Genomic DNA, 13,624 nt, shown 5'->3' on the forward strand with positions numbered 1-13,624 from the left:
ATTTATATTTATAAACTCTACTTATGGTAAATCTTGAATTCTGAAATTGCTGGATTGCTCTTAGACTGATGCACTAAGACTCTGCATTTTGATGCTGTTACCGTTTCAAAATCATGGCTATTATTATTACCACAACTTTTACCATCGGCTACATCATACCATTTGTCTTCATAAAAATACTGAATTTTATAGCTTGAAATATTTGCGTTGTATTCATCAATTACAACTTGATTAAACGTTTGTGGTTTAAACCATTCAATTTCTAACCATTCATTTGAGTTAGAATTAGCTTTCCAGTGGGTTTCATTATTTTCATCATTCGCCCTAAAAGCTTCAAAAACAGGTAGTTTTTCGGATTGAATGGTCATTGAAGAGGCATTCATTCGTCCTATTAAAGCTAAATTATCTGGTTTATTAATTGGTTCAGGATAATTTACTTTAGGCAATTCATTTACTTTAAAAGTATAAGTACCAGAACCCACTTCGTAGATGACATAGTTACCTACAGCACCACTTTTTTCTGTGCCGATATATTTGATACTTTCTACATTTTCAGCAATAGTTTCACTTTCAAAAACAGCATTACTTTCGTTTGCAGGAATGTATATTTTTGCGGATGTATTTACAGGAACTTCAATATGAAATGTTGCACTTTCATTTTCTTTTTTCCAATTTACTGTTATGTTACCATACATAGATTGGTAGCTTGTATTGGCATAGGTTAAATCGCCAACGGGAGAAGGTTTTATAATAAAATGTTGCATACCTAACCTTTCAGAATCTGGACGAATACCAGCAAATCCTTTAATAAAATAGCCTCCAATACCCGTATAACAAGTATGAATTTGACTGTTTCCAATGGCAGACCAACGCTCTGGCCATACGGTTTTACCTTGTTCTATAAAATACCCATAACTAGGGTGACGCTTGTCTTTTAAGAGTTCGTAGATTAAATCCATACGCTCTCCATATTCCGTAAAATAACGTGTATATAAAGCCTGTCCTGAACTTCCTGTATCGTAATACGGAAATTTATATAGTACTTGGTCTACTAAGTTATTGTACGCTTTTTGTTTTTCAGCTTCTGGCGTAACACCTGTTAACAAAGCAAAGGCTTGATTAACTTGATGCCCTTTGCCATACTTTCCTGTATTGGCATCGTAACTGTTATTATGTGTGGCTTTTCGTTGGACGTCTAAGCGTTTTTTAAAAACCTCAGCATCATCCGTTTTGTTTAAAGTCTTTGCAATATTGAGGGCGTTTTCTAACATAAACGCATATACACAGTTGTTAAAATGTGCCGATTCTGGCGAATTACTTGATGTCCAGAAATTACCTCTAGGTGTACACCAATCTCCCAAACCAGGAAATTCTAAAGAACCTCGTGTACCAATTTTTAGAGCGCCTCCCGTTTCGTAATCCGAATGCTCGTATAACCAATGCATCCACTTTTGTAATGTTGGATAATGGTTTTCTAACAATTTTTTATCGCCTAACATTCTGTAGGTTTCCCAAATGGTAATTGGGCTGTTTGCCATCCACATTAAAAACTCAAAATCATCACCATTGATTACCGCTCTCATTTTACCATCTTCGGCCTGTGCGTCTTGCATAAATTGCGCGTACTGTGTCATATACGCCCCACTTTCAAAATTTGGCAGTGCATCGCCATACATAGCCGCTACGGTAACCTCTCCCCAACCACGACGTTCACGATGTGGACAATCGACTAAGATACCATCAATAGTATTGGCAATGTATGTATTTAAATTAACTTGATAGATTTTGTTCAGCAGTTCACTAGAACTTTCAAACTTGCTAATTTGCTTTCTATCGTTAGTAATTACATAGCCCTTAATGTCTTTTAATTCTGGTTTGTAATTGATACCGTCAATCGTTATCCAACGCCCTCCTGCTAGATTAAAACGGTTTGTAAAATGTCCTGTTCCTGTGCTATCAAAAACATACTTACTACGTTGGTCCCAAGATGATTTTACTACCTCACGATCCGCTATTTTAAAAGTAATAGTATCGCCTTCTTTTCCATTAAATAAATTCATTTCAAAAAAACCGGTGTAATTTTCACCCATATCCACCACATAGTTTCCTGTTTTATCTTTTTGAACACCAATTGGTTTTATTTCTTTATACTTCACTTGTGGCTCCACCATTTGAGCACTTAACTCTGCTGTGATTTTACTTGTTGGTGGATTTTCATCTGTACTGGGAACAACAATAGCTCCTTTAGGACCAAGATTTACATTGGAGATACCAACTTCCGTTGCCTCATTATTATTAAAAACAACGGCATTATCCCAGTCACTGTCATCATAAGCAGTAGTATTCCAATCGTCTTCTCGTAAACGCTCGTCTATAATTTCTCCGCCAAAATCTTTAATATCCCAGCGCCCAACATAAGCGCTATAGCTCTTTTTACACTTCCAAGAAGCATCTGTATTTATTAATAAGTTACTATTACTTAACTTAATATCTGCTTGTGCTTTAAACACAAACGGGGCATCGTAATAATCTTTGATCCTTCCCCAGCGTGACCATCCTGCTGCGTGCCAAACACCAATAACATTATCTCCTTTTTTAAGATGTTCTTTAATATCATAAGTTAAGTACGGTAATCGCTTTTTTACAAAAGAATACACAGGATTCATTACCGCATTGCTCACTTTTTGTCCATTTACATAAACTTCATGATACCCAAAGGATGCTACATAAATAAAAGCGGACTGTGGATTTTCTTCTAATGAAATATTTTTTCTATACCAATTGTGGTCTTTTTTATTCTGACCTTTTTTGTAAATCCATTCGCCTTTCCAATCTTCTTTTTTTAATAAACCCATTGAAAAGTGTCCAATTTCGCTCCAATTTGAAACATTTCCTGAAACATCCCAAGCTTTTACTTTCCAAAAATATTGTTGCGCTGATGCCAAATTTTTACCTTCGTACTTTACATTTACAGATTGATTGGATTCAATTTTTCCAGAATCCCAAACATCTCCAACATTACCTTCTAAATTCTTTATAGAACTTGCTACCAAAATTTGGTAAGCCGTTTGTTTTTGACCTCTGGTTTGACTGTTATCAAAAAGATTCCAACTTAACCTTGGGGCAGTATTATCTATACCCAAGGGGTTTGTGCGGTATTCTGATTTTAAATCTGTTAACTCTATAGTTGACGATGAATCGCAACCTGAAAAACTAATAAGTAAGACTATTGCAAAAAAAGAAAAAATATACTTTATATATGCGGTTCTGCTTAGTTGCATTTTCATTTTTAAATAGATGTGTTTGTTTTTATGTCAAAAAAATTGAAGTACTTTTTTAAACTCCTTAAATATATTTCTAAAATGTAAATTTATCATCCTGTAATATCATGTACCAAATAAAGTAAAAGTTTTGTCATAAAAGTTAGTGTGATAAATTTCGACATTATTAATGCTTATATCAATTAACAATTTGATATATTAGTAGCACAAAATGATATGAAAAATACCTATAGAAAATATCTTATTACCTCAAAAAAAGATAAATTATGGGGATTTTATGTGAATAATTTAGGACGAAATGTTATAAAAAAATATGAAAATTATCCTTCTATGGATCATCCAGATCAATATATTTTTACTTGGGATAAAGGACGTATTTTAAATGAATTTCATCTAGTATTTATCACTAAAGGCGAAGGTGTTTTTGAAAGCAACGCTACTGGAAAAATAAAAGTTTCTGATGGTGATGTGTTTTTATTATTCCCTGATGTTTGGCATCGTTATAAACCCAAAAAAAGTACAGGTTGGACAGAGCGGTGGGTTGGGTTTTCTGGAGCTATTGCAAATCAGTTTTTATCCAATGGTTTTTTCAACCCAGATGAACCTATTATTTCAAAATGTAACAAACCTCAAATACTAAATCATTTTAACACACTGTTTAAATTGTTTGACGAAACCACTTATGGATATCAACATTTAGCTTCTGGCATTTGTATACAGTTAATGGCAGAACTACATAATATAAAAAGTGGGGGTAGCAATTTAGACGATTTAAATTCTATGATATCTCATGCAAAAGGCATTATGTATAAAAACATAAATAGTTCTATTAATCTTATTGAGATAGCTTCAAATTTAGGCATTAGTTATTCTAAATTTCGAATAGACTTCAAGAAACAAACAGGGGTTTCTCCATTACAATATCATTTGCTCTTAAAAATTGAAAAGTCTAAAGAATTATTACTAAACTCTAATAAGTCTCAAAAAGAAATTGCTTTCGAACTCGGTTTTGAATCTGATGTGTATTACAATAGATTGTTTAAAAGAAAAACTGGATTAGCACCTGGTCAATTTAGAAATATAAGCAAGGACATCTTGTGATAAAAAACAGAGAATCATTTAAAATAATACCCTGTTTATTATTAATTAGCTTATTGTTATTGTAAGCTCAATAGTTTTATTATCCTCCTCAAAAAACACTTCTAGGGGTAATGCCTCGACTCCAGGCACCATATTAAAAGTTCTTTTTCCTGAAATTTCTTTAGTTCTAATGGGCGCATTTGCTTTAATCGTTACTAATCCTTCCGGTTTTTGAATGGTAATTTCGTTTTCACTAATATTTGTTACAACTTCGCTTGAAGGCGAAACAATTGGTAATACAAAAGCAGTTTGCTCTATAATATCTTGCTCTGTACTTACTTTAATTTCTGTTTTATCAGCAGCACACTTGTAAGCAATATTAAATGTAGAAGCCGTTTCTGTAACTTCTTCTCTATTTACATTTTTTATTTTTGTATCTGCTAATAATTCAATCGTTCCATTTTCGTCTTTAGAAGTCACTGTTGCTGGTAAATCGTATAAATTTGTATACCAAACATCATCTTTAAACACCTCAACTCTTGGTGTTAAACAGATATCTTTATTAGGTTGTACTTGTTGATTATTTTTTTCAACTAAAGCATATTCTGCCATACTTGCTGCACATAAAAGCCCAACTTTATTGTGATATAAAACCCCTAAAGTTCCTCCTGAAGCCTGACGATAATCGTACTTATAATGATATTCTGCATCGTAAGCACTTACGGTTCCTCTCCAATCGCCTCTTGCAAATAGGAAGACATCCAAATCTTTAAAATGTTTTACACCATCTGCAGTTGTTCTTGGCAGATTAGCATTTGTATTGATTTCTGGTAAATGACCCCAATGATCTAACAATGCTGCTAAAGGCTTTGCATGTGTAAATGTATGGTGCACACAAGGTGGAATGCCTGCTTCAATAAAACCAGGGCCTCCATGTATTAGCCCATTGGCAGTGCAACGCTGCAATAATTCTGTATTTTTTACCGCTGCTGTTCCAAACGCAGGATTGATATGAGACATCATTCCAAATGCCGGTTGGCTACCATCACAGGTTCTACTGCCCCAATAGCTCCATTTGTACATTCTATTACCCCAGCTATTATCCCAGCCACCATCTGGTAACATAAACTCTAAATGGCTATTTAAGGATTTTGTTAAGATCTGTAAAAGCTCTTCATCTTTTTCCTTAAGGGCGTACATGACTAAGCTGTTTAGCGTTTCTTCTACGTTATACCCCAAGTCCACACCATGCAATCCTTTTTCACTAAGCTTACTGGAGCTCTTTTTACACTCCCCAAATAATAAGCCTTCATTTGCAGTAAAATATGATTTTACTTGAGACGCTAATGTTTTACTCTTAGCTTTAAAATCGTCTCTATTTAAAACATTACCTATTAAATTTAAACCGTAAACTGCTGTCCCTGGATAATTTATATTGGTAAAATCTATTGTAAACTCTTTATAAATATAATTTCCAGCTTTTTCTAAACGTTTTGTCCAAGCCTGTTTTGTTGTTTTATCTAAAACATGACCATGATAATGTAAAGCTTCTGCCAAAGCTATCGCTCCAAAAACGGTAATTCCTTTCCAAGATTTTGGGTTTGTAATTACTGTCCATGAACCATCCTTTTGAGAAACATTATTTTCTGCCCAAGTCATTACCAATTTAGCACCTTCTATATACTTTTCATCGCCAGTTTTATCTGCCATATATAAAAACGGATATACCGCGTCCATACAGCGCCCGTGAATATGAGAACAAGATGGACAGCCTAAAGCGCCATGTTCATCTAAATTAGATGGATTGTTAATTTGTACTTTTAACATCCCATCACTCCAATCTTTTAACAAACCTGTAATTAAGTTTTTAAACTCTAAAGAATGTTCTGAGTGGCTTTCGCATGCATTTAGCAATCCTGCCATTGGAAGAGAGATTCCTATTCCTGCGAGGGTTGATAGTTGTATAAAGTTGCGTCTTTTCATTTTTATTATATTAAATCATCGGAAAACTATTAAAATGTTATTTAAAAACCGTCCTGTTTTATCCTGAGTTATAAAAATAATATTTTAAGAGCGTTCTTGGTTTTTTCTATTTTAAGCCTTATGCTGTTTTTAGAACGACTACTTTCGGGTTTATTCCGCTTAGGGATAGAAACGGTATCCTTTTGTTTGTTTATTGATTGCCATAACAATGAAAAGGCACAAATATTCAATTATATATTTCTTGCCTGCTCAGAAACAACAAAAACAAAAGATATAGTGGATAGCCCGACCCGACCTTAGGAGGGGAACGCCCAAAATATTTTTTGTTTTAATTTAATACCTACTAGCTTATTGTATTACAAGCTTTGTAGTGTAAGTTTTATTATCGTTTGTAGTAGCTTTTATGAGATACATACCTGATGTAAATGCCTTATTATTTATTTCTAACTTTTGATTGTTTGTTTTGTTTTCGTAAACCAATTCACCAAGTATACTGTAAATTTTAACGTTAACAGCATCTAAATTTTTAAACGCTAAAGTAAAATCGCCATTTGTTGGATTTGAATATACTTTTAATGCACTATTTTTCAACTCTTCAACAGAAACACTTAAAGCTCTTTTCAAAATAACTTCCCATACACTTCTATTATCAGTTTCTGAAGCCCAAATATGTGTTACGTTTCCATTTACTTCATGATATAAGTACCTAGCACTACTAGATTCAAATCTAAAAGTATCATTAGATTCATTGTAATGTATCGTCCAAATTTTATCGCTAGTACTTTCTGGCGAATCTCTTTCCGTACTTAAAACAACATAAGGTCCTCCTGGACCACCTGAACCTGGAGCTCGCAGTATTCCAAAAGTTTCACTATCAATATTAAAAAAAGCTCCACTATTAACAAAAGTCCAATGCGTATTTTGTGCTTCATCTGAATCACTCATGGTAACTGGTGTCGCAGCTAACCCTACATCGGTTAAGAATTCCCCAGTAGCTACATTTCTTAAACTGTAAACTGCTTTCGTTAAATCTGGATCGTCGCTTACAACAGGTTCCCCTTCTACTTCTTCCATCTGGTACGTTGTATTTGCCCATCTAATTTGAGCTCTACCGCCTTTAACTCTGTATGCACCATATCTAACACCTGATTGTATGCCTCTTTCTGGTTCTGGAATGTTCCAATTAAAAACTTGCCCACCTATAACAGCATCGGCATAATGTATTTTTTTTGAAGGATTATTAGGGTTTTCTCTAAAACCTACCTCTAGTTCAATATCAGTAGGTACATTTTTAGCTATATTGGTTAAAAAAGCGAATTCTCTTTGTCCTTCTCGATTAACAATTTGCTCTCTAAAAATATCAAAAGACACCTGTACATTACTATTAGCACCTGAACCATATATTGGTAGCGCCAAATACAAACAAATAGCAGGATCTGGAGAACCTCCACCGCCAGTATGCTTCCCTTTGGCTTGCATGATATAACTACCATCTCGACTAAGAGAACCATCAACGCTACCAACTTCAAGTATTCTAACGGTTCCTGTAAATCTTGCATAACTCCCCACACCTGTTGTTTGAGACCTAGGTAATGAACGCTCTATTCTAGGCTGTAAAGATTCCGGAAAATGGTTTGAACCAACTGTTATATTGTATACCCCCCAAGTATTATCATAAACATTACTTTCTGAGTAATCTGAGTAGCAACTTCTATCATCAATAGTCCCTACATTTACAGGGTTTGGCAAGTCTGATGATGTCCTAGTAGCATTTCGGAATTCATCTGAACAAGCAATACTTGAATCTGTATCTTCATCAGGCGCCGTTTGGGCTGTTAAAAAAAGAGAGAACAGTGCAAAACTGTAAAATAATAGGTGTTTAAAAGTGTTTTTTTTCATAGCTATGACTTAAGATAATCGTTTTTTTGAAAATTATAAAATCATAAGGAAAAACCAATCCTAAACTATCCTAATTTTTAATTATTTAAGTCATGTTTTCGCCAAAAGACATTATATTTTGGATGAAAGTTTTCTTAATTATACAAACTATGCTTTTGTTTAATTGATAGACCTTAAAACCACTGGACCAATTAAGCCTGATTTATCAAGATTTTTTTCATTTTTTTTAGGAGGGTTTGTCGTCCAAGTCTTTTTTTCTGCTTTAGGGCGAGAATTATCAAAAATAAGCTGATTACGCCACGTATTGGTAACTTTAATTTCCAACTGATTTTCTCCAACTTTCACTAAATTAGAAATATCAAACTCGAAAGGAGGCGCCCATTTTACACCAACTTTTTTACCATTACACCAAAGCTCTGTAATGTTTGCAACGTCACCCAAATTTAAAATCGTGTGCTTTTTAATACTTTCTAAATTAAACACCTTGCTATATATTATAGTTCCCGAATAATGTTTTACTGCATCATTATCCAATTGAGTAAGCGATTTTAATTCTGAAACTTCAATTATTTCTGGTGTATCCCAACCATTTTCAAAAGATAATTTCCAGTTGTTTTGAAGTGATTTTTCTTCAATACTAACCACGCTTTTAATTTCTTTTCCTTTTTGATAAAATACATATTCACCAGAATTTGAAGCTATATAATCATCTTCTTTCCAAGATAATTTTGAATAATCTTCTAAATCATGAATGTTATACCATCCTGTTTTAGAATCTAAAACAATTTTATTATTACAAGTTACTTTTGATGCATAAGGGGTTTTATTTCCCTTGGGAAACACTACAATTGTACTTCCACTTGGTGGAAAAGATAAAGCTACATTTGTTCTATCATTTGATGCATTCCAAATTTTAGCATCTTGTTGTTCGCCATTAAAAGCATTCCATATTTGCGGATAGACATTATTTAGCCTAAAACTTAAAGTAGCGTCAACCGGTTTATTGTGATTTGAAGCTATAAAATAAATATGAGCATCTGTTGTTTCTCGATGAATCCATTTTATATTTAATTCATCTGGAACTATAACATCTTGTTCAATACGTTCTGCTTTTAAAACGTCATCAAGTGTTTTTCCCCAATATACCTTTCCCTTACCAACTTGTTTTACACCCTCGATCGTATTTGCCCATAATTCATCTGCTATTTGAGATAATTCTTTTAAATCATTTTCATCATCCATTAAACTTGGAGAGTCTTGAGGTTTATCTCCAAGAATTACTGCACCTGCCAAAACCAATTCTTTTAGTTTTTTAGCTGTAGATAACAACATGTCTTTTGAATCTCTGAGTGTAATCACCCTATAATTTCCAGCGTCTTCAACATGAATTTCCCCGTTTACGATACTCAACTTATCTTGTAATATTTCCGCATTTAAATAATCAAAACGATAGCCTTTTGGGAAATAATCTAAATCGAAAGGCGGTCTTTCAAAATTATCACCATAATACCGCAATACATCAGCAACGTATTCACCTTGTTGTAAAATATATTGATTTCGTGCCAAGTAATCCGTCCAATCTTTCATGTAAGGCCACCATGTTTGTTTGCGTACCAATGGAAAACCTATATTGCCACCAAAACTAGACCCAGGAAATACATTGGTTTGAGGTGTATGCGAAAATGTGTGAAATACTAAATGATTAATACCCTTGGTAAAATTATAATCTATTAAATATTTTAATGTAAATGGATGCTCATTCCACTGCACTCCTAATTGTGTTCCCGCCTCGGCAGCCAACATCGGTTTATTGTACAAATGTGTTGCAGATGCAGCATTAAAAACAGGTTTAGCATATTCATTTTGAGCAGAAGGTGCTTTAGGATACCAAAACTCGGTCATTGGTATATCGCTAACACCATAATATCTCATTGGGTCTATTGGTAAGACTTCACCTCCAGCCCCTTCTGTATAAACATCTGCTCCCATCTCATTTGCAACAGTTGCAAAATGCTTAAAGAAATTATCTATAAATACCTCATCCATGGTATGGCGTAAATCTCTTAAAAATTTAGTTGTTATCTCAGGACTTTGAACAATGTAACCCATAGTTGCAGGCAAATAGGTTTTCATGCTATATCCTCTTCTACTTTCAAATTCAGCGAACATATCTTCTGAATTCATGGTCCAAGTGGGTACATGACTTTCCCAACTATCAATCAATAAGCCATGTAACTTTCCATCTCCTATAGGACCTCCATCTTTAATTAAATTACCAATCATCCCATTTCTCAAGTGATTTTCAATTGCAACTTTATCTAATTTACTAGATTCCCAACCAGTAGCTTCGGGAACTGCTGGTTTGTTTGTTAATCGCATGTTTACATGCCCAAAACGCACCACTGTCCAATTGCCTTTAGGTGCTTCCCAAGTTAACTTACCCTCAGCATCCATTTTATCGGTAAGATTAATAATGGCATTCGATTTAATGAAGGTGTTTTCGGCATAATCATACTTTACATCATTTTGTAAACGCCTTAGTACTTTAGCCGCTTTAGCCTCATGATTATGAAACTTAGGTTTTGGACTTAAACGAATAAATTCTGGAGCAATAGTATGTTGGCCTTCAAAAGTAAACTTAAAAGTATTTGAAGTGGTTTCTGGTATAGCAAGCGTAAGATGTTTTCTCCTATCATTCCAGTTAGCATCAGGCAATTTTACGGTTGCTATTGTAGTTAATTTATCATTAATAAAAGCTTCCACTTTAATAGCTATATTTACTTGAGGGTATTCTGTTCCCATTATCATATGACGCGTTTGAGGAAACATAATAGAACGTAAAGTAACTGCCTCTTTAAACATAGTTTTAACCCAAGAATTTGTTTCATTAACTTTTGAAATACCTTGATTTCTGTATGATTTTAAGGGTTTAACTAATTGCGTAGTTTTACGAGTTACTATAATTTTTGAATTGGGGTTAAATATATCTTCCCATGGAACCAAAGGATTATTCGTTTCTATTTCAAATGGATTAAAAGGTTCAATGTCATCGCCTTCTGGTGTTGGAAAAGCTAATACTTGGATATCTTTATAATTATAATCTGGTGTATGATATAATGAGTCTAACTGAAGAATTTCCTCAAAGAGTTTTCCACCCTTTATTCTATAAACGGTTTCCACCATTTCACGCTGCGCCTCTTCTACTGGTACCCAAGGACCTCCAGTCATAGACCAGCCTGGGCAATTTTGCATCGTAAATTTTAAGCTTAAACGTCTGCATTCATCAGCCGCATGACGAATCATATCTTCCCATTCGTGGGATAAGATTTTAATTGGTTTTACATTTGGAAAAGGACGTCCTGACTTATTAAATAAATGTATACCTTGAAGTCCTGCTTCTTTTATAGCCTCCAAATCAAGGGTTAAACCCTCTTTAGAAATGTTGTTTCCGTTTATGTGAAACCATGTTTCTGGACGGAATTGTTTAGACGGAGCTGTAAAACCATTAGCTAATTGTTTTAAACTAATTGTTGACTTCTTTTTTTCGACCGGAGACTTACACTGTATAAATGATAATTGTACAAATAACGCTAGTGTTAAAAAAAATTGAAACCTCATCTTTTATATAGTTTTAAAAAATTTACTAAATAAAAAGAAATATTAACAAAAAAGCATCCTGCACACTCTTGTTGATAATAAAATTATACGTACAATTTTCTTTACCTTATTTTTTCAACAATATATTTATTGAGTTTTAAAAGGCCATACCTGACCAATTGTTACTCCTCCATTAACATCTTTTACAACTACTTTAAAATAATAGGTCGTTGCCGCAGTTAAGTTTGCTGCATTAAAAGTGATTTCTGTTTGATTTTCTGAAACTTTTACTATTGGATTGCTAGCTGTATCCAAATATACATCAAAAGTTAATGCATCATTATCTCGATTACTTCAGAAAAATACTAACCCTAAAATTACGACTATATATACTTTTTTATTTTATTTCTTTTGGACTTGTAGCAAAAAAACATAACACTTGAGCATAGTATTATTTATACTTTTCTTATTATACAAATTATAATTTTAAAAATTTGCAGACAAAGTTAGTAACTAAAACTAATTTTTACTATAAAGTTTATTCATTTATAACCAAAAAAAAAGCCATTTAATGTTATTAAATGGCCTTTTTTTAAGTAAAAATTTTATTTACTATTTTCTTATTGCTTTACTATTTTCTTAGTAAAACTTCCTGAATCACTTGAAATTTTTACAAGATACATTCCACTTGTTAAAGTATTAACATCAACCTTAATAGATTCTGAATTTACTGTTCTACTTAATACTTCTTGACCTAGTAATGAATATACAGATATTTGTTTAATATTAGAAGGAAGACCTTTAATAGTTAATTCATCATTTACAGGGTTTGAAACAAATATTGAACTTGCATCAAAGTCTGGAGTGCTTAATAGAGATATAAGATGGAACTGTATAACATCAATACCTCCGCCATCAAACGTCACAACATCACCTGCTGCAGCTGGAATTACACCATACCTTGAATTAGTACCTAGTGTATTTTGTAGAAAAAGTGCATTATTATTTGGATTTCCAGGTGGATTAGCCCCAGCAGGATCAGCAAGCCCTTCTGCATTAACTTTAGCTTTTCTTCTTTGAAACTGATCTAGACCAGAACGATCACCAGAATAGGTAATCGGATCTGTTGTATCATCGTATGCTACACTTACCGGATTACCAGGTCTAGCTATAAGCGTTTGACTTGGATGCGCTGAGTCGTCAGCTGTAGCCATGGTAACGGGTCCTAAACCAGTAATGTTTCCCGTAATTTCCATCAATCCCGCAGAAGCAGGGGTCCTATGGCCTTGTATAGTCCAAAGTTGTGTTTCATCATCAGGTGTTATTTCTGGCTGCCATACTATAGCACCAGTAGAAAGGTCAACTGTCATGTAAAGATTTGGTGTTAAACCTGATGTTGAAATTTTATAAATACCATCGCCTGTAAAATTTGCCTGTGCTTGCACTTGAAACGCAAACATAGTAAATAATAAAAATGCACTAATTTTTAAAGTAATTTTTTTCATAATTTTAGTTTTATATTAATTAATACTACAATATAGTAACTTTTAGTTATTTATAGTATCCTGTACTAACCTGCTTCTACTTATTTTTTTAAATAAAAAAGTTTGAATACATAGTATTATCAGAGGTTTATTACACTTTTTTGATTTAAAAAAAATGAATAATAATATTTCAATAACACCTTCGCCTATTTACAAAACTAGTAATTTTATTCCTACAACAAAACACACCAAAATATTATATAGTTGAAAAACAATACTTAATATTTCTAATAACAATAA

General features: G+C 33.3%; 7 protein-coding genes. 1 reads left to right on the forward strand and 6 read right to left on the reverse strand.

Going from position 1 to position 13,624, the window contains the following annotated elements:
* Positions 1 to 17 precede the first annotated feature (17 nt).
* The gene (locus Q0870_RS04230) at positions 18 to 3,287 is read right to left on the reverse strand and encodes a family 78 glycoside hydrolase catalytic domain (RefSeq protein WP_298551413.1); all 3,270 of its coding nucleotides are present in this window, start codon (positions 3,285 to 3,287) and stop codon (positions 18 to 20) included.
* A 210-nt stretch (positions 3,288 to 3,497) separates the two neighbouring features.
* Between Q0870_RS04230 and Q0870_RS04235 the strand changes: the two genes are divergently transcribed.
* Positions 3,498 to 4,382: an AraC family transcriptional regulator gene (locus Q0870_RS04235; protein ID WP_298551414.1), complete on the forward strand. Its 885-nt coding sequence runs from the start codon at positions 3,498 to 3,500 to the stop codon at positions 4,380 to 4,382.
* 45 nt (positions 4,383 to 4,427) lie between these two features.
* Here the strand turns inward: Q0870_RS04235 and Q0870_RS04240 are convergent, their stop codons facing one another.
* The 5 genes from Q0870_RS04240 to Q0870_RS04260 form a co-directional block, all read right to left on the reverse strand.
* A complete protein-coding gene (locus Q0870_RS04240; protein ID WP_298551415.1) occupies positions 4,428 to 6,344 on the reverse strand; it encodes a hypothetical protein in 1,917 nt (638 codons plus the stop codon).
* A 348-nt stretch (positions 6,345 to 6,692) separates the two neighbouring features.
* Positions 6,693 to 8,243 carry a T9SS type A sorting domain-containing protein gene (locus Q0870_RS04245; protein WP_298551416.1) on the reverse strand — a complete coding sequence of 517 codons (1,551 nt, stop codon included), beginning with the start codon at positions 8,241 to 8,243 and terminating at the stop codon, positions 6,693 to 6,695.
* 159 nt (positions 8,244 to 8,402) lie between these two features.
* On the reverse strand, positions 8,403 to 11,861 hold the full coding sequence (locus Q0870_RS04250; RefSeq protein ID WP_298551417.1) for a glycosyl hydrolase: 3,459 nt from the start codon (positions 11,859 to 11,861) through the stop codon (positions 8,403 to 8,405).
* A 126-nt stretch (positions 11,862 to 11,987) separates the two neighbouring features.
* Positions 11,988 to 12,155, reverse strand: coding sequence for a hypothetical protein (locus Q0870_RS04255; RefSeq protein WP_298551418.1), 168 nt, complete (start codon positions 12,153 to 12,155; stop codon positions 11,988 to 11,990).
* A 305-nt stretch (positions 12,156 to 12,460) separates the two neighbouring features.
* The gene (locus tag Q0870_RS04260) at positions 12,461 to 13,345 is read right to left on the reverse strand and encodes a T9SS type A sorting domain-containing protein (RefSeq protein ID WP_298551419.1); all 885 of its coding nucleotides are present in this window, start codon (positions 13,343 to 13,345) and stop codon (positions 12,461 to 12,463) included.
* Positions 13,346 to 13,624: the final 279 nt, after the last annotated feature.

The sequence above is a fragment of the uncultured Algibacter sp. genome (assembly GCF_947487575.1).
Taxonomy (GTDB): domain Bacteria; phylum Bacteroidota; class Bacteroidia; order Flavobacteriales; family Flavobacteriaceae; genus Algibacter_B.

Bases quoted from the DNA above. Each gene is read 5' to 3' on its own strand.
- Q0870_RS04245 (WP_298551416.1), bottom strand. From the start codon at position 8,243: ATGAAAAAAAACACTTTTAAACACCTATTATTTTACAGTTTTGCACTG.
- Q0870_RS04240 (WP_298551415.1), bottom strand. From the start codon at position 6,344: ATGAAAAGACGCAACTTTATACAACTATCAACCCTCGCAGGAATAGGA.
- Q0870_RS04260 (WP_298551419.1), bottom strand. From the start codon at position 13,345: ATGAAAAAAATTACTTTAAAAATTAGTGCATTTTTATTATTTACTATG.
- Q0870_RS04250 (WP_298551417.1), bottom strand. From the start codon at position 11,861: ATGAGGTTTCAATTTTTTTTAACACTAGCGTTATTTGTACAATTATCA.
- Q0870_RS04235 (WP_298551414.1), top strand. From the start codon at position 3,498: ATGAAAAATACCTATAGAAAATATCTTATTACCTCAAAAAAAGATAAA.
- Q0870_RS04230 (WP_298551413.1), bottom strand. From the start codon at position 3,287: ATGAAAATGCAACTAAGCAGAACCGCATATATAAAGTATATTTTTTCT.